Annotated in this window: 19 protein-coding genes; 13 read left to right on the top strand and 6 right to left on the bottom strand. The window is 46.3% G+C overall.

The window, feature by feature from the left end:
* Positions 1-269: 269 nt before the first annotated feature.
* The 3 genes from AY633_RS04200 to AY633_RS04190 all read right to left on the bottom strand — a co-directional run bounded on the left by AY633_RS04200 (position 270) and on the right by AY633_RS04190 (position 3,090).
* On the bottom strand, positions 270-956 hold the full coding sequence (locus AY633_RS04200) for a Na-translocating system protein MpsC family protein (protein WP_068486765.1): 687 nt from the start codon (positions 954-956) through the stop codon (positions 270-272).
* A gap of 147 nt (positions 957-1,103) precedes the next feature.
* Positions 1,104-2,141: an ArsR/SmtB family transcription factor gene (locus AY633_RS04195; RefSeq protein WP_068486762.1), complete on the bottom strand. Its 1,038-nt coding sequence runs from the start codon at positions 2,139-2,141 to the stop codon at positions 1,104-1,106.
* A gap of 214 nt (positions 2,142-2,355) precedes the next feature.
* Positions 2,356-3,090, bottom strand: a complete 735-nt coding sequence (locus AY633_RS04190) for a C40 family peptidase (protein WP_068486760.1) — start codon at positions 3,088-3,090, stop codon at positions 2,356-2,358.
* A 1,453-nt stretch (positions 3,091-4,543) separates the two neighbouring features.
* On the opposite strand from AY633_RS04190, the gene AY633_RS04185 reads away from it, so the two are divergent.
* The 5 genes from AY633_RS04185 to AY633_RS04165 all read left to right on the top strand — a co-directional run bounded on the left by AY633_RS04185 (position 4,544) and on the right by AY633_RS04165 (position 11,222).
* Complete coding sequence (locus AY633_RS04185) at positions 4,544-5,509, top strand: patatin-like phospholipase family protein (protein WP_068486758.1); 966 nt, start codon at positions 4,544-4,546, stop codon at positions 5,507-5,509.
* A 92-nt stretch (positions 5,510-5,601) separates the two neighbouring features.
* Positions 5,602-6,627, top strand: coding sequence for an acyltransferase (locus AY633_RS04180; protein ID WP_068486756.1), 1,026 nt, complete (start codon positions 5,602-5,604; stop codon positions 6,625-6,627).
* 236 nt (positions 6,628-6,863) lie between these two features.
* Positions 6,864-7,238: a hypothetical protein gene (locus AY633_RS04175; RefSeq protein WP_068486754.1), complete on the top strand. Its 375-nt coding sequence runs from the start codon at positions 6,864-6,866 to the stop codon at positions 7,236-7,238.
* Positions 7,239-7,566: 328 nt separating this feature from the next.
* Positions 7,567-8,505 (top strand): Ltp family lipoprotein, encoded by a 939-nt coding sequence (locus AY633_RS04170; RefSeq protein ID WP_082799181.1) that lies wholly within the window; start codon positions 7,567-7,569, stop codon positions 8,503-8,505.
* Between the two features lie 698 nt (positions 8,506-9,203).
* Positions 9,204-11,222, top strand: coding sequence for a bifunctional 2',3'-cyclic-nucleotide 2'-phosphodiesterase/3'-nucleotidase (locus AY633_RS04165; RefSeq protein WP_068486753.1), 2,019 nt, complete (start codon positions 9,204-9,206; stop codon positions 11,220-11,222).
* Between the two features lie 577 nt (positions 11,223-11,799).
* Here AY633_RS04165 and AY633_RS04160 read toward each other — a convergent pair.
* Positions 11,800-12,054, bottom strand: a complete 255-nt coding sequence (locus tag AY633_RS04160; protein ID WP_186008743.1) for a hypothetical protein — start codon at positions 12,052-12,054, stop codon at positions 11,800-11,802.
* 440 nt (positions 12,055-12,494) lie between these two features.
* Between AY633_RS04160 and AY633_RS04155 the strand changes: the two genes are divergently transcribed.
* From AY633_RS04155 to AY633_RS16545, 4 genes are all read left to right on the top strand, one after another.
* Complete coding sequence (locus AY633_RS04155; RefSeq protein ID WP_186008742.1) at positions 12,495-13,517, top strand: dTDP-glucose 4,6-dehydratase; 1,023 nt, start codon at positions 12,495-12,497, stop codon at positions 13,515-13,517.
* Between the two features lie 120 nt (positions 13,518-13,637).
* The gene (locus AY633_RS04150) at positions 13,638-14,690 is read left to right on the top strand and encodes a glycosyltransferase (protein ID WP_186008741.1); all 1,053 of its coding nucleotides are present in this window, start codon (positions 13,638-13,640) and stop codon (positions 14,688-14,690) included.
* Positions 14,691-14,893: 203 nt separating this feature from the next.
* Entirely contained in the window at positions 14,894-15,118 is a 225-nt protein-coding gene (locus AY633_RS04145) for a hypothetical protein (protein WP_186008740.1), read from the top strand.
* A 223-nt stretch (positions 15,119-15,341) separates the two neighbouring features.
* Positions 15,342-15,500, top strand: coding sequence for a hypothetical protein (locus AY633_RS16545; RefSeq protein ID WP_186008739.1), 159 nt, complete (start codon positions 15,342-15,344; stop codon positions 15,498-15,500).
* Between the two features lie 629 nt (positions 15,501-16,129).
* Here the strand turns inward: AY633_RS16545 and AY633_RS04140 are convergent.
* Together AY633_RS04140 and AY633_RS04135 are read right to left on the bottom strand one after the other, a co-directional pair.
* Positions 16,130-17,050: an LCP family glycopolymer transferase gene (locus tag AY633_RS04140; protein ID WP_068486746.1), complete on the bottom strand. Its 921-nt coding sequence runs from the start codon at positions 17,048-17,050 to the stop codon at positions 16,130-16,132.
* Between the two features lie 12 nt (positions 17,051-17,062).
* Entirely contained in the window at positions 17,063-17,854 is a 792-nt protein-coding gene (locus AY633_RS04135) for an SGNH/GDSL hydrolase family protein (RefSeq protein ID WP_068486744.1), read from the bottom strand.
* 176 nt (positions 17,855-18,030) lie between these two features.
* Here AY633_RS04135 and AY633_RS04130 point away from each other — a divergent pair, with 176 nt between their 5' ends.
* The 4 genes from AY633_RS04130 (at position 18,031) to AY633_RS04115 (ending at position 22,353) form a co-directional block, all read left to right on the top strand.
* Positions 18,031-18,768, top strand: a complete 738-nt coding sequence (locus AY633_RS04130; RefSeq protein WP_068486742.1) for a YveK family protein — start codon at positions 18,031-18,033, stop codon at positions 18,766-18,768.
* Positions 18,761-19,459 carry a CpsD/CapB family tyrosine-protein kinase gene (locus AY633_RS04125; protein WP_068486741.1) on the top strand — a complete coding sequence of 233 codons (699 nt, stop codon included), beginning with the start codon at positions 18,761-18,763 and terminating at the stop codon, positions 19,457-19,459. The genes AY633_RS04130 and AY633_RS04125 overlap by 8 nt, the downstream gene beginning before the upstream one ends.
* A gap of 165 nt (positions 19,460-19,624) precedes the next feature.
* Positions 19,625-20,392 carry a tyrosine-protein phosphatase gene (locus tag AY633_RS04120; RefSeq protein WP_068486740.1) on the top strand — a complete coding sequence of 256 codons (768 nt, stop codon included), beginning with the start codon at positions 19,625-19,627 and terminating at the stop codon, positions 20,390-20,392.
* 125 nt (positions 20,393-20,517) lie between these two features.
* On the top strand, positions 20,518-22,353 hold the full coding sequence (locus AY633_RS04115) for a polysaccharide biosynthesis protein (protein WP_068486739.1): 1,836 nt from the start codon (positions 20,518-20,520) through the stop codon (positions 22,351-22,353).
* Positions 22,354-22,365: the final 12 nt, after the last annotated feature.

The following is a 22,365-nucleotide window of genomic DNA, read 5'->3' as shown; positions in this document are numbered from 1 at the left end:
GGTTTTTAAAATCGAGTAAAACAAGAGCTAAGTTGAATGGCGGTTAATCTAGTTACACCATACCCAATATTTCCTGGGAAGTAAACAGAGTATTTGAAAAATAGTTAGAAAGAAATGATTGCGATGAATATTTATCTAAATTTTGGAAATTGCATTCATAAAAACTAGGAGCTCAAAGTTTCTTTTGGCCGTGCAAAAGATGAGGGGCAATTAATAAACCCCTCGGCCTGTCGCATTACCAGGACAGGGCCGAGGGGTTTCATATATGCTTATTTCTTGAACGTCAACAAGGCATAGCCTTTGTCTTCTTCAAAGTCCCAGTCGACATAGGTGCCGATCAACGGGCGTTTGGCGATGGCAGGCACTTCCGATTCGGCAAACAGCATATATTCCAATGGCCGTTTCGCAAGCTTCAAAGCTTCTTGGAATTCATTTTTGATCAACTCTTTCTCCAGCAAGGTGAAAATGCCGATCCGTTCGATAAGAAGCACCCGATCGCTGAGCCAATAGAAATGGGTTTTGTCCGGTTCTTTCTGTCCCGCGATGCTCAAGCGCACCACTTCTTTGCGGAGTGCTGGCTCGTCCACCTCTTCTGGCCACCGGAGTTTATGGGCTTTCGGTTCTTCCAATACCCCGAGAATCATGCCGGAATAATCGTCCAAATTCCAATCGGCGAATAATTCCACGACATCGAGGTCGGCTTCTTTCCAAAAATTCTTCTTGAACTCAGCCATCAATTCAACCATCAGTAAATCCCTGGTTTTCAACACACGGTTTTTTTCGTTTTGGTCGAGCAGGATTCTTTCCATCGGGGCTAGAAACTCCCGGATCTGGATGCACACGAAACAGTTGTAAATAATTACGTGCACGGAGCCTGGCCCTTTGCCGAAATGCTCCCGCAAGATGGTCGCAGTAAACCCGCTGATGATGGATTCTGCCGTTTTTTCCTGAGGCATATGCTCTCTCCTTTAAACGGAAGATACTATCCAACCATTTGGGCAAGTGTACAAGGCTTAGGCTAAAATAGCCAGTTCATCCGTACAATTCACCGAAATAATTGGAATAAAAGCAACAATCCATTCTGCCTCCACAAGATAACCCCGTCAGTCCTGCCCTAAATACCGGCTCAATTGCCCGGAAAACGCCTCGAGCTTTTCCGGCCGGGCAGAATAGACGCCTTTTTCGACTTGGATAAACTTCGCCGCTTTCAATAAGGCCAATTGATGGTGCAAGGTCGTCTTCGAGATATTGAAGTGAGCGCTCAATTCCTGTAAGGAAGCGGGGCCGCGGTGCAAATGATACAAAACATTCAAACGCAGCCCGTCCCCGAGCGCTTTATGCCCTTGGATCAATTCATTTGGCGGCACTTCGCGGTCGAGCAATTGCTGTTCGCTGACCGGATAGAAGAATAATTTCACATCCGCCGTCCGGATTGTCAGCAGCCACGGACGGTAAGACACATGCGGGATCAGCTTGACCGACCAAATGGCAGGCTCCGGTGCATAGTCAACACCCGCCACGCGTTCGATTTCCTTTCGCGCATTCGCCGCATCAAGCCCGCGATGCCGCTTTTCCTCAAAGTCGAGTGCCTGCAGCCATTTCGCGATATATGGCTTGTCGCTCATCCAATCCTGCCATGCGCTCAACACAGCCATAAACAATTCACTAAGCTGCGCTCTCGAATGCCGGTAAAGTTCTTGCACATAGCCGTCCAAATACGCATGCCCTTCAAATAACTCCTCATATGGAGACCACCAGCTAATGTCTTCAGGATGTTGCGCCGCCTGTTCCCGCAGAGCTTCGGCAGCCCGGCTATGGTAGGGAAGCAGCACATCATAAAATCGCTCATCGGACAGATCCGCCAGCCGATTCGAAAACTCCTCGACCGTCCGCGCACCGAGCTCGTTTTGCGCCAACAACAAGCCGTACCATAAATTCGTCTCTTGAATAGTCGCGAGTAAATCCAATAAAGAAGCAGGCATCGCTTGTGCATCACGCGCCCATTCCTCATCCAGCTCAAACGTATGGCGCAATTGCCCGTGCGTAAACCCCGCAATTCCGACTATCCATTCCCACACCGGCGACTGTTCAACAGACAAGTGAATCGTTTCTTCCGGCAACGCAGCATCCATAATCTTCATAACATCAACCTCCATTAGGTATTTTCTTTATTCTAAATGAATAGAATTTATAATTCAATATAAATTGAATATAGAGTTCTTTTTATTTCGAATCAACACGAAAACCTTTCAAAAAAGCCAGGAGAGGGGCGTGTCCAGTACGCAAGTTCTTAAAAAAATGCGCAAAAAAAAGAGCACCCGAGATTTCGGATACTCCCTGAATCACATATGAAACTTAGAAACGTCTGAAGCTGTGGAATTTAGCTCCCCAGTAAGGGCCGTTCAAGCTTTTCACTTCTGATTGAGAACCGCCAGAGTGTACGAACTGGTTGTTCCCGATGTAGATCCCAACGTGTGAGATTCCTGGACGGTAAGTGTTTGCGAAGAAGACCAAGTCTCCTGGGCGTGGGCTTGAAACTTTGTAAGACTGGGCATATTGAGAAAGCGTTGTGCGTGACACGCTTTTGCCTGCTTGTTTGAACGCATATTGTACGAATCCTGAGCAGTCAAACCCAGCTGTTGTCGTGCCGCCGAAACGGTACGGGATGCCTTTAAGCGCTAGTGCTTTAGAAACGACTGCTGAAGAAGAAACGCTAGATGAAGATGCTTGAACTACACCAGATCCTGATACTTTCGTGATCAATGAACCGTGTACCCAACCGTGCGTTCCGCCAGTGCGGACTTTATGCCAAGTACCGCTGCCGATTGTAGCAGTACGAGTGATTGTTGCAGTTGCGCCTTTAGCAGCGACTTTGATGACGCCGTGGCTTGTGCCGGCATCTCTGCGGACGTTTGTAGCGTATTTGAATTTATATGTGCTATTAGCAACTTGGACGATTGCCGGCTCAGATGCTTTCTGTGCGACTTCTGTCTGTGGCTGTTGTGCCTGTGCTGAATTTTGTGCGTCTGTTGCTGAACCAGAAAAGACCAATGCGCCTGCTGCTAGTAGTGTAAAGAATGCTTTTTTCATTAAGTCGGTACCTCCGAAGGATTATTTTTTAAATTTATGTTATGTGGAAATAAAGATTATCATTAATTTGCTCTGCCACTTACTATATAGACTGGCCCCCATAAAAACAATGTCTGTGGAGTTTCAATTAGATTACAGCAATATTACAAGTGAATGACGGCTCATAAATCCAGTCACAGCAAGGGTTTTAGGTAGTGGTAATATTTACAAGTAGATGTTTATTTCTTTGAAAATCGGGAAATGACTACGATTTTTACGTGATTGAATTCACAAAATATTACGCTCAGGCAGATTTTTGTCTAAATTTTATGCCCTTTAATTTCCAAATCGGGACTCTGAATGCCTTTATGGCAGTTTTTTAGTCAATTTAATCATATAATTATTAGAAAAATCAAAAAATATACTAATAAAGCTTTGTTACACAATTGTAATAATCCATTCATTGCTTCATTTTTGTGGGTTGGGGGTATACGAATTGTAATAGGAAAGGGAGAAGGCGGGAGATTGCGCTTCAGGCGGAAGCTTGCCCAGGGGCGGGAATCGAGCCTCCTCATTCGCTGTGCTCATTCCGGGGTCTCTCAAACCCGCTGATTCCTCGGGCGTCACCGCCTTACACTCCATCTCTAGTTTTAGAGGAATAAGGGAGTTTCATATCTCATTGATTCTAGTGGGGATGTGAAATGTGATAGGAAAGGGAGAAGGCGGGAGATTGCGCTGCAATCGGACGCTTTGGGCCCGCAGGATGCGGGTCATGCAGCTGATGCGACAGGACGTCGCGTTCTCAGCTGCCCGGAGGCATGGTCTCGACCAATTCTTCATTCACAACATTCTTACGGTAACCGCTGCTCCCACATCTGCACGGCAGATGCGTCGCAAATGAACATGCTCAGCCAAGCTTCGCATATTCATTAGTCGCCGATTTCCACTCCATCTCTAGTTTTAAAAGAGTAAGTAGGTGTCATATATCATTGATGTGTAGACATTGCTAAATAGAGAATGCAATATGATTTTTATTTCTGAACTCTTATATAGAAGAAAGTGGTGTTTAACAAACCGCAACTTGCATTCAAAAGCTTCTTCCAGCAATTCATCGCAAACTAGGTAAAGAACTCCAATAAATATCTCTAGTCACCACTAACCGCGACTCAGCGTGAAGCGCTGGGAGCAGTCTCGCATCTTGCCTACCAGCACAAACTAGATATAGTGGAATCTCATAGATCTACCCATTTCATAATGACCTGACCTAAGCGCCGGCGCGCCCAGGGGCTAGGCGTTGTGATGAGACCGATGGTCTTTCGGGCTCATCACGGTAGCCATGCCCAAAGCGCCCGAAGCGGCGTAATACAGATGAAATCTCTACCAGTACTTAAAATTATTGAATGCTAGTGCTACTTATTATTTACTGTTTTATAAAAAAAGAGGAAATACATTTCTATAGAAGGAGGCTGTCCACATGAAGAAGATTCTATCGATTGATGGCGGGGGCATACGGGGGATTTTGCCGGCGATGATGCTATGTGAGCTGGAGCGGCGGACGGGCAAACCGGTCTCCGAACAATTCGATATCTTCGTCGGCACGTCTACCGGTGCGATTCTGGCACTTGGTCTCCTAGTTCCAGATGGCAAAAAGCCACGCTACACCGCAAACGATATTCTCAAGCTCTATGAAACCGAAGCTGAGCGCATGTTCCGAAAATCTTTCCTGCACCGTGCATTCGGCGTCGTCGGGCGTTTTCTCCACACGCAGTACAGCCATAGAGAATTCGAACAAGTGCTCAAGCATTACTTCCAGGATCTAAAACTCTCCAATCTGCTTCAGCCGGCTGTTATCCCGAGCTACGACATCCACGGGCGGCACGCGCATTTCTTCAAAAGCACCGTCATTGAATTGGACGAACGCCAGCCCGACAGCGAAATCCACCACATCATTCGGGCGGCTACCGCGGCACCCAGCTATTTCGCGCCGGCGAAGATTCCGGAGTATCCGAAATCAATGTTCATCGACGGGGGCGTGTTTGCCAATGACCCGGGGCTGAGTGCTTATTCCGAAGGGCTCGAACTTTATGGAGACGACGAGGAAGACTTTTTGCTCGTGTCGCTCGGTACCGGGGAAGCGCAGCGGGAAGTGGAAGTGACCGGCTGGCGGGCTTGGTTTCATTACGGCTGGGCGCGCTCGTTATTGAAAGTCATGATGGACGGCAGTTCTGACTCAGTCGACCATCAGCTGCGCCACCTATTGGCAGATGAAGGCATCGATCAGCGCTATTACCGCTTTCAGGAAAAACTGCCGGCGGATGATTCCGGCATCGAACAACTGGACCGCGTGACGCCGGAAAACCTCGCCCGGCTGCGGCAAGTCGCCAAGCGCATGATCGATCGCCAAAGCGATGAACTCGATAAATTATGCCGCTTGTTATAACTTGTTACGGAAGTGTAATGCGTTTGTCGTGGTAATTACAAAAGCTGCTTAGTAAAATAAGCGAGGAATCATAGTGAAAAGAGGTCAACCCAATGGCGCGAAGATACGGCTATATGGACTGGATGCGGGTGGTGGCGATCGTTACGGTCGTCGGCGTGCACGTCGCATCGAAAATCATCAATAATTACACGGTCGGCGATTGGGAATGGCATTACGCAAACGCGATCGACAGCGCACTTCGCTGGTGCGTGCCGATTTTCTTCATGTTGAGCGGCGCGCTGCTGTTGACGCGCGACTCAAAAGAGCCGATTGGCGAATTCTTGCGCAAGCGGCTCGGTAAAGTGCTTTTGCCGCTTGTGTTCTGGAGCGCCGTTTATATGGCCTATAATATTTTTCAATTAGAAGAGCAATATACCCCGATGGAAATGGTCGGGGCTTTTATCTCGGATGACATCTACTACCATCTGTGGTTTCTCTACATCATCACGGGACTGTATTTGATGGCGCCGTTCCTGCGCATCCTGGTGAAGCATATGGACAAGACGATGTTCCATTATTTCTTTGCGTTCTGGTTTTTATTCTCGGCCGCGGTGCCGATCTTTACGAGGGCGACAGGCTATGAAGTGGCATTCGCAGGCCAGCTGTTTGCGCCTTATATCGGCTATTTCCTGCTGGGGGCTTACTTGGTGTTGCATCCGCTGCCCAAACGCTGGCTGCCAACACTTGGCGTGCTCGCAATCATCGGCTACGCGGTGACATTGTACGGGACGGTCTCTGCAAATACGGGGCGCGAAGCGGGAGATTTCGATGATTTCTTCTATGAACATTATTACCCGCACGCGATCTTCGTTTCGCTGTTCGTCTTCGTCGCGTTCCAGCAGCTCGGCAAGAACTTGAAATCGACGCCGCTCATTACGCGCATCAGCACAGCGACCTTTGGGGTCTATATTATCCACCCACTGATCCAGACTTATTTAAACCGATTGTTCGATTTTAATGAATCGACCATCAATGTCGGAATCGGCGTGCCGCTGTCGTGGATTGTCATCTTCATCTTGTCGTATATCATCATTCGCTTGATGCAGAAGACACCGGTTGTTAGGCGCCTAGTGCCATAGACAGCCGAATTCCATTTCTGTGCTTATGTCTATAGGACTCTATAGACGGGGGCCAGTAATTAATGTGGCATTGCACGGGAAGAAAAAATGATTAAAAATTTGACGAATTTAACAGTTTCAGTCGTATTCAATTGCCTAACATGATAAGCTGTATTTAATTGTAAGTTCAGGCTGGTTTATGGGTATAAAGGGGTGAGAGCATCAAAAAGTCGATTTGGCTGGGAGTTATTACAGCGATGGCGATTTTGCTGTCGGCATGCACACATAATGAAGTCATACGAGTCGGCGTGCCATTTACTGATGGCATGACAGAGGGTGTCTTATTCAACAAAGACATCAAAGACCGGGCTTCGGTCGTTACGCTCAGAACGATTCTGCAAAACGAAACAGAGCTTGAGTCGCTCGACCGATTGTCAGTCGAACCGCAAGCCGTCTTCACCATTGACCGCCCGGACGACGGCGTACAGGAAATCCGCCGCTTCGTTTGGTATCGCGACAATGGCCGCGCCATCATGTCCAATGAACGCAACGTCCTGTCCCACAAAGAAAACCAAGAATTCTTCAGGCTCACGGCACAACAGACGCAAGACTTGAAGAAAATTCTTCAATAGCTTTTAAAGTAAATAACATCGATGGCGAAAGTCCTGTCTTGTGCAGGGCTTTTTGTTTTGGCGAAATTAAATTCCAAGACGCGTCTGCCGGCCCTTTAAAGCCGATTCAGAAAGTGAAAATCCCTCATTCTTAAAGAAAAAACAAAGTGGACCATAAATGGAAGAAATACATATTTAGATTGTGTTCCTTATAAATGCCTACTATAATGAAATTTAAGACTATTGAATCGGTAATAAAGGTCTATGATTTATTTTTTAATATTATTTACTAGCTATAAAGTAGTTGGTTGTGGCTTTAAGTTATCAAAAAATAGAGGAGGAAAACCGAATGGACAACGTATTCCTGTTGTTGTTTTTGCTTTCCGGAGTTGCTTTAGTGGTAGGGCTGATTAAGCCGGGGCTTATATTAAGATGGCTGCCAGCACCTAACCGCAACCGCAAGAAAGTCGCCATGTATTTCATTCCTGCATTGTTGACTTCATTCGTGCTGTTTGGCGTTACAGTAGATACAGATGAAGAAAGTCTTGCAGTCGTCGAGGACGTCGAAGCAGAAGCGCCGGATGAAGAAGCGCCGGATGAAGAAGCAATAGAAGAGGAAGACACGGAATCCGCAGAGCAAGAAGCGGCAGAACGTGAAGCACAAGAGGCGGAAGAAAAAGCAGAACGTGAAGCCGAAGAAGCTGCGGCCAAAGAAGCAGAAGAACAAGCCGCAGCTGAAGCCGAACGTGAAGCAGAAGAAGCTGCAGCCCGTGAAGCCGAAGAAGAAGCAGCGCGCATCGCAGCAGAAGAGGAAGCCGCAGAACAAGCAGCTGCTGAAAAAGCCGCAGCTGAAGCCGGCAGCCTCTCCCAGCAGCAAGCCGTCGAACACGCCAAAAACTACATCAGCTATACCGCCTTCTCAAAGAGCGGCTTAGTCGAGCAATTGGAATTCGAAGGCTATAGCAATGCAGACGCTGTGTTTGCTGTGGATAAAATTGATGTCGACTGGAGAGCCCAGTCGGTCAAAAAAGCTGAAGATTACCTGGCCTATTCAGCCTTCTCCAAATCCGGCTTGATCGAACAGCTCGTCTTCGAAGGCTTCAGCAACGAAGACGCCTCCTACGCCGTCGAAAACATCACCGTCGACTGGACAGAACAAGCCGTGAAAAAAGCCCAGGAATACCTGGACTACACGCCATTCTCTAGATCCGGCCTCATCGAACAACTGGAATTCGAAGGCTTCAGCAATGGTGACGCCGTCTACGCAGTAGATACCATCGGCTTGTAAGCGAAGAAAGCTAAATCAAAAGGAGCGGTCCCAGCGACCGCTCCTTTTTTGTATGGCAATAAGCTATTAGAGATGAAAGGGGAGGAGAATCCGCTGCAGGCGGAAGATTGCTGAGGGGTCCGGCTTCAGCCGCTTCCTTCGCTTGCGCTCAGTGCAGGGTCTTCAGCTCGTCCTGATCCCTCCAGCGTCACCGCCTTTCGCTACATCTTTATAAAAATAGTGGGGACACGATTTTTCTGTAATGCAACGGAAGAAGACAACTTTAGCGAATCATCCCGAAAAATAAGCATAGAGACAGCCTTGTGAAAACTACAAACCCCATTGCATGTCACTATCGTATCGCAACGGAATCTCCAAGCAGTTCCGCGCCCAGGGTGAAGCGAAGCTATAAGACAAGCGTTCTTCTTGGCTTATGGCGAAAGCTCAACCCCAAGCGGACACTGCGACTCGACAACCAGATGCCTCAACTCAAACCCTTCTCATCTAACTATCTGAGCAGTCACCATCCCATCTCACAAAACTAATCAAATAGCTATACCTCCAACATGACCAATTATTCCTTATGCACTCTTCAAAACTTCCCAGAAAAGTAAAGGACATTACAATTGATGCAATTTTTTGTAAACGCATTCTATTCCGGAATCCGAAGTAGTATAATAAGTTTGCTTGACCATAATGGACAAAGAGGAGATGGACAGATGAGCAAGAAACTATCCTTGACGCTCGCCGCTTCGGTGCTCGCGCTTGGCAGTTTAACAGCAGGGGCTCCGGCGATTGCTGCGGGGGATTATCACGAAGTGGTGAAAGACAAAGCGCCAAAGACCGTGAAAGGCAATGGGAAGAGCTACAAAGAACGCATGGACAAATGGAAAAAGAACGGCGGCAAACCGAAAGAAGTGGAACTACAGATTCTCGGCACCTCTGATTTACATACAAACTTCGTCAACTACGATTACTACCGCGACGCTAAATCCAATTCATTATCGCTTGCGAAAACAGGCGTTTTGATTGAAGAGGCACGCGAAGAAAATGACAATACATTGTTGTTCGATAATGGCGATTTGATTCAAGGCACTCCGTTCGGCGGCTATAAAGTGAATGTTGACCCGCTCGAAGACGATGAGTTGCACCCAGCGTACGCAGCACTCGAGTCGTTGGATTTCGATGCATCGACACTTGGCAACCACGAGTTCAACTTCGGCCTCGACTATTTGGATGATGCATTAGAAGAAACGGCGTTCCCGGTACTCAACGCCAATGTATATGATGCAGAAACAGGCGAGAACCGCTTCACGCCATACACCATCGTGGATAAAAAAGTCACGGACCGTAAAGGTAAAAAGCATACGATCCAAGTCGGTGTCATCGGCGTTGTAGCGCCTGGCATCATGGGCTGGGACCGCGCGCATCTTGAAGGCGAAGTCATCGCAGAAGATGCAGCCGACACGGTGGAGAAATTCATTCCAGAAGTGAAGAAAGCGGGAGCGGATGTCGTGGTCGTTCTTTCCCACTCCGGAATGGGCGATGAAACCCATACCGATAAAGAAGACGACATCACGTATCAATTGACCGAAGTGGAAGGCGTGGATGCGATCATCACTGGCCATAACCACGACGTGTTCCCGGGATCGTTCAGCGAGCTCGAAAATGTTGATCAGGAAAAAGGCACGATCAACGGTGTCCCTGTCGTCATGCCTGGTAAATTTGGCAGCCATCTCGGCGTCATCGATTTAACGCTGGAGCCGCGCGGCAAGAAATGGCGCATCACGAACGGGGAAGCGGAATTGCGCGCCATTGATTCCACGACTGATGAAGTGGCAGAGCAAGTGATCGAAGCGGTAAAAGAAACGCACGAAGGCACAGTGGAATACATCCGCAGCCCTGTCGGCGAAACAACAGCCCCGATCAATAGCTATTTCTCACTCGTGCAAGATGACCCATCCGTGCAGATCGTCAACAATGCACAACTTTGGTACGCCGAGCAGCAACTCGCTGGAACGGAAAACGCAGAGCTTCCATTACTGTCCGCAGCAGCACCGTTTAAAGCAGGCGGGCGCAACGGCGGCGATTATTACACCAATATCGAAACCGGCGAAATCGCCATCAAAAACGTCGCGGACCTTTACGTCTATGACAACACTGTCTTCGTCTTGAAACTAACAGGCGCAGACCTCAAAGAATGGCTCGAAATGTCGGCTGGCCAGTTCAAGCAAATCGACCCGGCCGTAACGGGCGAACAAACATTTATCAATGACAACTACCGCACGTATAACTTCGATGTCATCGACGGCGTCACATACGATATCGATATCACGGAGCCGGCGAAATACGACGGAGAAGGCGCACTAGTTAATGAAAGCGCCGAACGCATCGAGAACCTTCAATACGAAGGAACAGCGATCGACCCGAACCAGGAATTCCTCGTCGTGACGAACAATTACCGGGCGAGCGGAAACTTCCCAGGTGTCCGCAATGCGACCGAATCGATCGACTTTGCTTACGAGAACCGCCAAGCAATCCAAGACTATATTTTAGAAGTCGGCACAATCGATCCATCGGCAGACGGCAACTGGCAATTTGCGCCCGTAGCAGGCAACCCGAACCTTGTGTTCGAAACTTCAAACTCAGCAAAAAGCCTGGCAGAACGCGAGCCAGCCATCCAGTATATCGAAGTCACACAAAACGGCTTCGCAAAATACGGCTACACGATCCAGTAACGCAAAACAGACCCGAGATTTTTTCTCAGGTCTGTTTTTATTTTTGTATAGAAAGAGGTCGTGGAGGGGAGATTTTGCTGCAGGCGGAAGCTTGCTGAGGGGCCCGGCTTCAGCCGCTTCCTTCGCTTTCGCTCAGTGCAGGGTCTTCAGCTCGTCCTGATCCTCCAGCGTCCTCGCCTTTCGCTGCATCTCTATCGGTTTAGTTGGACAAGAAAACTTTAGTGAATGACCCAATAAGCTAGGCGTTGATACAACTGAACGAAAACTATAGAACCAATCACATCTCACTATCATTTCCCAACAAAATCAAAAAGCAGTTCCGCGTCAAGGGTGAAGCGGAGCAATGAGCCAGGCGGTCTTCCTAGCTTATTGCAAAAGCTCACCCCCAAGCGGCGCCTGCGATTCCGCAAACGAACAATATGATTCCGCAAACGAACAATATGATTCTGCAAACAAACACTGCGATTCCGCAAACAAACACTGCGATTCCGCAAATGTACGCTGTGACAGCACAAACAAACACCTCAACTCGAATAGTTCTCATCTAACTAGCTATCTATAGTAATCACTAAGCAATCTATTTCTTAGAAATAACTCCTTCACTTCTTAACTTCCAATACGCCGCAATCCCGAAAAAGAGATAAATCACAAATACGATCGCAGTAAGCGGACCGGAAATGTTCGACAGCGTCACCATCTGATAAACAATCCACAGAAGCAGCATGATACCTACCAGGGAGCCGACGCGTTTGTACTTACGATAAACGCCCATAAATACAATCGCAGCCAATGCCCCCGTAATGAGTGCGCCGCCTATTAATAGGATATACATAATAATCGATAATTCGATACGCCAACTCTCCTTTCTTTTGCCTCTCCATACCATACCCAGTCCGGCTTTCTTCTAAAATAACGCTCCTCCTGCTAAACGGAAATAACCATATGTTTAATTCTTTTTATCTAAATTCTTATACGAAAACAGTTTTTAAATAACGATAATGCCTTCAGGAGCACATTAACTGCCAAGTTGTTTTGAAATTAATATGAAAATGGATAATATCTTACAATAGTTAAAACTAAAGTCTAATTAAATTTACCGAATCTATTCCATAATACCTAATGATTATGTATAATTAAACCACTATTTTAAATGCGAGTTTTAACTTGGATTTAACTTCTAGCCGATACAGTAGAGAAAACGGCGGAAGAGGTGGGGGCAGGATGGGAATCGTTTCGACATTCCAAGCGAACGTAAAGGGAGAGCGATCAAATATGACAACGATATTAGTGACGGGAGGAAACGGCTTTTTAGGATCGCGCTTTATCCACGAATTATTGGTTAAATACCCAGCCTACCAAGTAGTGGCGATTGACCATGAAGCGGAGAACGTTCCTGAATTATTGCGGCCGTTAGCTGCATGCAAACGTTATGTGTTCCATCAACTCGATATTCGCAATAGCGATGCGGTCGAACAAGTATTTGAGCATTACGAAATCAGCGAAGTCGTCCATTTTGCGGCAAAAACGCATGTCGGCGAATCGATGCGCAATCCAGGCATCTTTGCGGAAACCAATGTGCTCGGCACGTTCCATGTGCTTGATGCCGCCCGTAAGCAGTGGATGGATGGCCCGTTTGAACCGAAAGCGGCATACAGAGACTCGCGATTTATGCATATTTCAACGGATCAGGTATACGGGCCAAGAGCAGACGGCTTTGCGGACGAGACGTATAAATACGATCCGATCAGTCCCTATGCCGCGAGCAAGGCGAGTTCAGATTTGATGGTCAGCGGATTCCACGAGAGCTACGGGATGGATACGGTCATCTTGCAGGCGACGAATGTCTTCGGCCCGCATCAGCAAGACGACAAGCTCATTCCAATCATTTTGCAAAAAGCCTTGTCCGATAGCACCATCCCCGTTTATTCAGGCGGGGAAGATGTCCACGACTGGCTTTATATTGATGACTTTTGGCGTGCTGCCGATACCGTCTTCCATCTAGGAGAAGCTGGCGAGACCTATCTCGCTGGAGGCGATGCACCGCTCAAGACGCTCGAGATCGTAGTACAAATCTGCGAGTCGCTCGACCGTCATTTCCCGGGAAATGAAAGCTATCAAAACCGTATCCGCTTTGTGGAACCAGCAGGCGGGGCCAAGGCACCTCATCGATTTGCAGTTTCTGCAGATAAATTGAAACAACAGCTCGAGTTCGCTCCTGAGACCGGTTTTGACCAAGGCGTCCGCGAAACGATCGAATGGATGCTTTCCAAAAAGCGGCTATGGGAAGTGGTCTGATGCATCATCCAAACGACAGTTGCCCAGAGGTGTCCCATGATTCCATATGAAGCAGTTAATAAAGAAAGCTCTCGAAGGGCGAACAGGAAAGTCCAAAAAATTGCCCTCGTCCATAAACATATGAAAGCAGGCGGCGTCGAGGCATTGATCGTCCGCATGGCTCGCTGGCTTGCGGATAACGGCTATCAAGTATGTGTTTATCTCTATAGCAGCGGTGGCCCACTCCTCAAACATCTCCAACAAATCGACGGGCTCAAAGTCATCGTCCGCGACAACGGCAAAGAGCCACCGCTCGCCTTATCGGTGTTCCACCAGCTCGTGCGTTCCGAGAAATACGATTTGGCCTATTCGTTCAGCCCGTCCAGTATGCTGTTGTCTTACGCATTGCCGGCGCATGTGCGCTTATCGGGAGTCTATCAGCCAGAACTGTATAAGCTCGAACGCAATAAAAAAGTCATTCGTGCCTTGAAGACGATTGACAAAGACTTTCATCAGAAATTGGTGTTCATGAACCCGACTGTCCGGCGCTACACAGCCCGGGCGCTAGAGGCAGAAGTGCCCGAACAATTCATGCCGCCGCCCATCGAACAAGCGGCGCAGGAAGTCGATTACGGCAGCCCGCACTCGAGGCGTATTGTCTCGGTCGGAGCGATCCAAGCCTTCACGACCCATTACGCACAAGTCATTGAATTGATGGAAGAGCTGATTCAAATCGATCCGGAGTTCACCTATCATATATACGGGGACGGGCCGGACGAAGCGCGCTTACGGAAAAGCATCAGCGAATCCGAAGCGAAAGACCATATCTTTCTTCATTCGATGCCAAAAGGCGGCTGGATGGAAGACGTACTCAAAGACTGCTTTTGTTTTATCGGCTCGGGTGCCGTGATGATCCAAGCCTGCAGCTCCGGCGTTCCTGGAATCACATCCCGTGCAAACGATGCAGAAGCTTTGTCTGAAGGTTATTTTCACGACTTGCCGCCTTATGAAGTGGGCGAATCTTACTGGGAAGCGCCAGAAACGTATGAAATCGGCGAATTGGTGAAGAATCTGCTGGTGTCGGAAAATGCTTACCGAAAAACAGCAGAGCGCTGCAAGATCAAAGCACGCCAATTTGAGATCGATGCGGTGATGAATGAATTTCTCGATTTGGCGAATACTAAGCTTGGATAGGTCAAAGGACTGTATTCGAACAGCTTGAATAAATCTGAAAGTTCTTTTAAATAGAAGGCCGATGAGAATTTGATTGAAAAATATAAGATATTCACCTCAGAATAATGACATTTGGTCTAGTGAAAGGAGAAAATCTCCTGTAAGATAAATGTTAGATAATACAGGAAGGGACTCTAGTTGCTCCCTGAATAAGCAGAAAGTAGGTGAGCCAAGTGGAATTCGCTGAATACCGACACCGACTAGAAAAACAGCATGGCCAGCCGCTCGAGCAGATCATGCGCGATATTTACATCGATAAAGATTACGGGCCTGCCACTGGTGCTCAGGCACTCGGAATCTCGAGACAAGTATTCATGCATTTCGTTCATGAATTTAATCTAAAGCCTGATAAATTACAGCGCCCTAATTATACAAACTGTTCCCGATAGAAGGGGGCGGTTTTTCTTTACGAAAATATTGTCAAAAAAATACAGAATAATAAGGCTGTATAATTAATAAAGAAATAAATGAATCGGTTTAATGTTATTTATTAAAGAGTAGGTATAAATATTCAGGAAAAACTAGTCAAAAGGAATCAAAAGGGATATAATGGGTACATCTAATGAAACCACTCACATATAAATGCATAAAATAGGAGGAGTGTCCGGAGGCATGAAAGAATACGAACTCGTGAAAAAACAATTGGAAAGAGAACATAACCGAGCAATTGATGACATTATGTATGAGCATTACATCGAACAGGACTTAGGACCGGAAGTCGGTGCAAAAAAGTTGGGGATCCCATGCCGCGCGTTCGTGTATTTTGTATAGTAATGCGAGCTGCAAAAGGCCAAGTTCGAGTTGATTAAAAAAAAGCATTGAACAGCGATGAATGGATGGCTGCCCTTTGAGGGTAGCTGTTTTTTTATGGCTATTGCTAAGAAACTTGCTCAGGGATTCGGCTTTTGAAACATTTCTAGTGGTGTGAGAGGAATGGCAGAATTGGAGTGGTGTTTGCCAGATAGAGATTTCGTTCCAGGCGGAAGCTTGCTGAGGGGGGGGCGGCTTCAGCCGCTTCCCTCGCTGGCGCTCGGTCCAGGGTCTTCAGCTCGTCCTAATCCCTCCAGCGTCACCGCCTTTCACTACATCACTACTCATATAGTGGGGAACGATTGTTATAATTTGCAGTGGAAGAAGGAGACTTTAGCGAATGCCCCAAGCAACTAAGCGTTGATACAACTGAACGAAAACTATAGAATCAATCGCATCTCGCTAGCATTTCCCAACGAAATCAAAAAGCAGTTCCGCGCCAAGGATGAAGCGAAGCAATAAGACAAGTGCTCTTCTTGACTTATTGCATGAGCTCAACCCCAAGCGGACACTGCGGCTCTCACGAGCTAACAAACAAAAAACAGCTGCACCAGCCTGTTAACAAGGCGTAGGTGCAGCTGTTTTAGTTATTATTCTGTTGTTTCGTCTAACTCCAAATGCTCTTTCAAAGTCGATTGGATTTCAGCGAGTTCTGCATCATCCATCATATAATACCAAATGCCGTTGATCGTCTCGCCGTAGCCATCTTCGACAATCATCTGATCAACATTCATCACCGCGTCCTGGTAATTGCGCTGGACGTCGACCATTTCATCGAAAGTCATGTTCGTGCGGACGTTTTGCCCGAGCGCATCAAAGATGTCTTTGTAGTTCCAGAGACTGTTGATCGACGCGCCTTTTTTCATGACGCCTTGGATCACTTGTTTTTGGCGATCCTGGCGGCCGAAGTCACCGCGTGGATCTTCATAGCGCATGCGTACATAATCAAGTGCTTCTTCACCGTTCAACTCGATTTCGCCTTCCTGGAATCCATCAAACGCGAGTGAGTTGTTCACTGCGACACCATCTACAGCATCGACGATATCTTCAAAACCTTCCATATTGACCTGAACGACATAATCGATCGGGATATCAAGCAAGTTCTCTGTTGTGTCCATCGACATCTCAATGCCGCCAAACGCATAAGCGTGATTGATCTTGTCTGTCGTGCCGCGTCCGACGATTTCGGTATACGTATCACGTGGGATAGAGACCATTTTTGTTGATTCTGTTGCTGGGTTGATCGTCATGACGACCATCGTATCGGAACGTCCACGGTCATCTTCTCGTTCATCGACACCGAGTAGCAGCACCGAAAATGGATCTTGCTCATCGAACTCGACGATTTCTGTCCGTTTGACAGAAGGGGTCTTACGGTCAACAGACTCGTGGATCGTATCGAGCGTACTCGTGAAGTTCGAGTAGACGTTATAGGCGTAAACTCCGCCAGCAAGCAGCAGTAATAAAAATCCGATCAGTAAATACTTGGGCCATTTGCGTTTCTTTTTCATGTTTATCCTCCGTTAGTTCGCGATAAAATAATTGCTTAGTTCGGTTGCCCAAGTTTCAGCGCCCTTGCTATTTGGGACGGCGTCAGTCGTTAAATGTTCCTTCAAAGTGATATCATCCGTGTCCGGCCATGCATCCCAATGTTCAATATACGGGTAACCGTACAAATTGGCAAATTCCTCGAGTGCCTGAACTTGCGCGCGGTAATAACCGGCGCCGAAGATCGGCTGCGGGGCATGAAGGACGACGAGTGCTTCTGGATTGTCTTGTTCTAAACGCTCCGTAAACTCTCTCACATCTTCGCGTTCTTCTTCAATAGAAAGGCGGTCATTGTTCATCAAGGTCAATGGCTCAAGCAATGCTAAGTCGTAACCAGCAGTAAGGTCGACATACTGAAGAGCGTCAGAAGTTCCAGTGACAGCTTCGATCGACACTTCGATTGAATCACCATACGCTTCCTCTAATGAAGTCTTCAATCGTTCTGCGTAACCAGGTTCACCTGATTCGAGTGCTTCGGATCCGGTAATCAGTAATTGCAGAGTTTCGCCGTCGGAATTTTTCTGTTTAAAAAGCTCTTGAACCGATTCATCCATGTTCGAAAACAGTTCTTCGTTCACATTTTCGACACTTTTATCCTCGGCTTGTTCGTTTTCGGTGACGTTTTTGGTAGCGCTTTTATTGGTGCTTGCTTCTGCGTTCGTTCCTGAAGCGTTTTGTAGCTTGTCCTGCCAAGATAAGTAAGAAAAGACAAGGATTCCAATGCAGATGAGGGCAGCTAGAGCCCCTCCTAGTTTATACAAATTCATACTTTACTCCTTTCAATTAAACCCATTTCTATAAATTAAAGATAGCATAAATCAGTCCTTGTTCCTATATAACTTTTTGAAATTAGAAGTCCAAATGATATATTCCTGTGATATACTTTCTTATGTTGTTTAAAAATGCCATTTAATAATTTGAGATAAAAGGAGCTATTTACTGCATGGAAGAAACGATCAGTTTACAGGATTTATTTAAGACGCTTAAGAAAAATTTGGGGATCATCCTCCTGACGACGATTTTGGCCATTACGGTTGCGGGTGCTGTCTCGTTCATGTTCTTGACGCCTATCTATGAGAACTCTACACAGATCTTAGTCAACCAGGAACAAACAGAAGCATCACAAATGACCAATCAAAACATCCAAACCGATTTGCAATTGATCAATACATACTCGGTCATTATCAAAAGCCCGGCCATCCTTGACCAAGTCATTGGACAAATGAATTTGGATACGAGCGCTGAAGCTTTGACACAAAAAATTACTGTTAATACAGCAGAAAATTCTCAAGTGGTTAACGTTGTCGTGCGTGACGAAGATCCGGCACAAGCAGTCGAGATCGCCAATACGACAGCACAAGTATTCGAAAACGATATCCAAGAATTGATGAACGTCGATAACGTATCGATTTTGTCAGCAGCCGTATTAAAAGAAAACCCGAGTCCGGTCGAACCGAACCCGATTTTGAACATGGCAATTGCGGCGGTTGTTGGATTGATGCTTGGAGTTGGAATCGCCTTCTTGCGTGAATACCTCGATACGTCGATGAAAACAGAGCAAGACATTGAAGATATCCTTGGCGTACCGTTACTTGGTGTGATTTCACCAATCAAAGAAGAAGCAAAGCTTGAAGCAAAACCTGCTACTAATAGAAGAAAGGCGGCTGATCTGAATGGCTAAGAAAAAACAGCTGCAGCAAACTGCCCGTAAAGTTGTTACCTATACAACACCCCGCTCATTCGTGTCCGAGCAGTTCCGCACCTTGCGTACCAATGTCAATTTCGCATCTCCAGATGTAGAACTGCGTTCAATCGTCGTAACTTCCGCAGCACCAGGAGAAGGGAAATCAACTACTTCTGCAAACCTTGCGACTGTATTCGCTCAAGAAGGCAAGAATGTTTTGCTCGTCGACGGGGATATGCGCAAACCGACAACACATTACACATTCCATATGCCGAACACCATCGGCCTATCAAACGTGTTGACGCGTCAAGCTACTGTAGAAAATGCTATTCGCCCAACAACCATCGAGCGCTTAGACTTGATGACATGTGGTCCGATTCCGCCAAACCCCGCAGAACTGCTTGCATCAAACGCGATGGGTATGCTTATTGCGGATTTGAAAAAGCGCTATGATGTTGTCATTTTCGATGCACCGCCGGTCTTGTCTGTAACGGACGGACAAGTGCTTGCAAATAAATGTGATGGGGCGATTCTTGTCGTCAACTCTGGAACGACCGAAAAAGAAATGGCTGCCAAAGCAAAAGAAGCAATTGAAGCTTCCAACAGTAAGTTGATTGGTGCAGTACTCAATAACTTCGTACTTGCTAAAGACAGTTATTACTATCAATATTACGGAAACGCTGAGTAAAAGAGGGTTTTCCTCTTTTGCTCTTTCTTTTAATGAAAATTCTGGGTTTTTGAGCAACAGCCTGAATGGGCAATTGGATGATAAAGCTACCAATCGTGAGACTTTATATAAAGAAATTGCATTTGGGCGAACAATACAAAGGCTAAGCAACAGGAGGAGACTTGCATGATCGATACACACGCACATATTTTACCGACTTTGGACGATGGTCCGGAAACAATGGAACACACAAAGCGTCTGCTGGATATGGCGGTTAATGAACAATTGGCTGGCATCATCGCCACACCGCACGGGCATCATCCGAACTTCAAGACGGACATCCCGGCACTTCGCATGCAGTTAAAAGCGGTGAAAGATTATGTGAAACTAGCTCAATTGCCGTTGGAAATTTACAGCGGACAGGAATGCCGTTTGTCGGATAAACTGCCGGAGCGTCTCGCGAATGGCGAAGCTTTAACCTTGGCTGAATCACGTTATGTGTTATTGGAGCTTCCATCTACAGGTATCCCAGCATATACGGTACCGGTCATCCAGCAATTGATCACAACCGGTTATATCCCAATCATCGCCCACGCAGAACGCAACCAAGGAATCATTCAAAAGCCTGAGCGTTTGAAAAAGCTCTTAATTCACGGTGCAATGGCGCAAGTAACCGCTGGATCACTATCTGGTAGCTTCGGTAAGAGCATCCAAAAGACGGCTCTTCAGCTTATTGATGCTAATATGATCCATGTTTACGGGTCTGATGTCCATAGTGAAGATGTCCGTCCATTTCATTTCAATGCAGGTCTCGACGTACTTGAGAAAAAGAACCGCCATGAGATAATCGACATCCTGCTCGAGAACAATGACCGTGTACTCCTAGACCAAGACTTATACGTTGTTGAGCCACAAGACATAGAAAAGGGAAAGTGGTGGAATATATTTGCGTAAAAACTAATATTATAGTATTAATTTTACATATATACTCTATCTTTACTGGTAAATACATGTTAAAATTAGCAACGGATTTCCAAAACGTATGTATTTAGTATTGCCTAGTGAAAGGGTGGACCATATTGTCACTGAAAAACAGAATGTCATTACTCATAGTAGTCGATTCATTAATCGTTTTCTTTTCCATTTTTGTCGGCTACTATATCCTCTACCCTTACGTAGACATCTTCCAGAACCAATTCCTCTTAGCAAGCGCCTTGACAATCTTCATTGCGCACCACGTATTTGCTATGTATTTCGGCCTATATCGAAAGGTGTGGGAATACGCCTCGGTTGGCGAACTTTCTTCTATTGTCAAAGCGGTGAGCTTATCTATTCTAGCAATTGGACTTGTTCAATATCTTTATCGCGGTGATATTCTTGTAAGAGCCTTAGCGATAACTTGGATGCTGCATGTGCTTTTAATCGGCGGCTCTCGCCTTTCATGGCGGATGATGCGCGGTCGGGCTTTTAAGTTTAAACCGTCAGACCAAGATTTGAAGCGAACAATGATTGTGGGTGCAGGAAAAGCTGGAACGCTTGTTGCGCGCCAGCTATTGAACAATCCGGAAAATGGATTTTTACCTGTCTTATTCGTCGATGATGATAAAAATAAACATGGATTAGATATTTACGATGTCCGCGTAGTGGATGGTGCAACTAAAAACATTGACGCTATTGCAAAAGACAATACTGTTGAACGGATTATTGTCGCTATTCCTTCGCTTAGCAAGCAAGAATCAGCGGAATTAATTAAGCATTGTATGGATACTGGTATCAAGACCCAAACTATTCCACTTATTGAAGATATAATGACTGGCAAAGTGTCAGTTACAGATATTCAAGATGTGAAAATTGAAGATCTTCTTGGTCGTGAAGAAGTAAAGCTGGACATGAATAAAATCGCGGACCAATTAACTGATAAGACAATTTTGGTGACCGGGGCAGGCGGATCAATTGGGTCTGAAATTTGCCGTCAAATCGCTCGATTCGGACCCAAACAACTCTTATTACTGGGTCATGGTGAAAATTCCATTTATTTAATTGATATGGAGTTGCGCAAGGCTATTGGCGACGAAACTGAAATAATTCCATTAATAGCGGATATTCAAGATCGTGAACGCATTATCGCAATCATGGATGAATACAAACCGGATGTTGTGTATCACGCGGCAGCTCATAAGCATGTTCCTTTAATGGAATGGAACCCAATGGAAGCTGTGAAAAACAACATTTATGGTACTAAGAACGTTGCAGAAGCATCTCATATGGCTGGAGTGAAAAGCTTCGTCATGGTGTCGACTGATAAAGCGGTCAACCCGCCAAATGTGATGGGCGCATCAAAACGCTTCGCGGAAATGATTGTACAAAATTTAGCGAAACGAAGCGAAACTACGTTCGTCGCAGTAAGGTTTGGAAATGTACTTGGTTCTCGTGGATCAGTTATACCTCTATTCAAAAAGCAAATTGCAGATGGTGGGCCTGTGACAGTAACACATCCGGATATGACTCGTTATTTTATGACAATTCCTGAAGCTTCACGCTTAGTAATTCAGGCTGGAACACTAGCGCGTGGTGGAGAAGTGTTTGTTCTAGATATGGGTGAGCCAGTTAGAATAGTAGACTTGGCGAAAAACTTAATCCGGTTATCTGGCTACTCTGAAGATGATATTCAAATTAACTTTTCTGGAATTCGCCCCGGAGAGAAAATGTACGAAGAATTACTTGATTCGGATGAAATTCAAGATAAGCAAGTTTTTCCTAAAATTTTTATTGGCGTCGCGAACCCTGTAGCAGAACTTGAGCTCAAGTATATTATGGAAAAGTTTCATGAAATGGATGGTCATGAACTTAAAAAAATACTAGTGGACTTAGCGAACCGTAAGAACGTAGCAACTAAAGCAAAACAATTAATTTAATTTGAATTGTGA

Source organism: Planococcus maritimus (assembly GCF_001592825.1).
GTDB lineage: Bacteria > Bacillota > Bacilli > Bacillales_A > Planococcaceae > Planococcus > Planococcus maritimus_C.
Note: the sequence above shows the minus strand (reverse complement) of the source record. Positions and strands in the feature narration are given on the sequence as shown.

Bases quoted from the DNA above. Each gene is read 5' to 3' on its own strand.
- AY633_RS04185 (WP_068486758.1), top strand. From the start codon at position 4,544: ATGAAGAAGATTCTATCGATTGATGGCGGGGGCATACGGGGGATTTTG.
- AY633_RS04160 (WP_186008743.1), bottom strand. From the start codon at position 12,054: ATGTATATCCTATTAATAGGCGGCGCACTCATTACGGGGGCATTGGCT.
- AY633_RS04170 (WP_082799181.1), top strand. From the start codon at position 7,567: ATGGACAACGTATTCCTGTTGTTGTTTTTGCTTTCCGGAGTTGCTTTA.
- AY633_RS04190 (WP_068486760.1), bottom strand. From the start codon at position 3,090: ATGAAAAAAGCATTCTTTACACTACTAGCAGCAGGCGCATTGGTCTTT.
- AY633_RS04140 (WP_068486746.1), bottom strand. From the start codon at position 17,050: ATGAAAAAGAAACGCAAATGGCCCAAGTATTTACTGATCGGATTTTTA.
- AY633_RS04130 (WP_068486742.1), top strand. From the start codon at position 18,031: ATGGAAGAAACGATCAGTTTACAGGATTTATTTAAGACGCTTAAGAAA.
- AY633_RS04120 (WP_068486740.1), top strand. From the start codon at position 19,625: ATGATCGATACACACGCACATATTTTACCGACTTTGGACGATGGTCCG.
- AY633_RS04155 (WP_186008742.1), top strand. From the start codon at position 12,495: ATGACAACGATATTAGTGACGGGAGGAAACGGCTTTTTAGGATCGCGC.
- AY633_RS04195 (WP_068486762.1), bottom strand. From the start codon at position 2,141: ATGAAGATTATGGATGCTGCGTTGCCGGAAGAAACGATTCACTTGTCT.
- AY633_RS04180 (WP_068486756.1), top strand. From the start codon at position 5,602: ATGGCGCGAAGATACGGCTATATGGACTGGATGCGGGTGGTGGCGATC.
- AY633_RS04175 (WP_068486754.1), top strand. From the start codon at position 6,864: ATGGCGATTTTGCTGTCGGCATGCACACATAATGAAGTCATACGAGTC.
- AY633_RS04135 (WP_068486744.1), bottom strand. From the start codon at position 17,854: ATGAATTTGTATAAACTAGGAGGGGCTCTAGCTGCCCTCATCTGCATT.
- AY633_RS16545 (WP_186008739.1), top strand. From the start codon at position 15,342: ATGAAAGAATACGAACTCGTGAAAAAACAATTGGAAAGAGAACATAAC.
- AY633_RS04150 (WP_186008741.1), top strand. From the start codon at position 13,638: ATGAAAGCAGGCGGCGTCGAGGCATTGATCGTCCGCATGGCTCGCTGG.
- AY633_RS04125 (WP_068486741.1), top strand. From the start codon at position 18,761: ATGGCTAAGAAAAAACAGCTGCAGCAAACTGCCCGTAAAGTTGTTACC.
- AY633_RS04165 (WP_068486753.1), top strand. From the start codon at position 9,204: ATGAGCAAGAAACTATCCTTGACGCTCGCCGCTTCGGTGCTCGCGCTT.
- AY633_RS04200 (WP_068486765.1), bottom strand. From the start codon at position 956: ATGCCTCAGGAAAAAACGGCAGAATCCATCATCAGCGGGTTTACTGCG.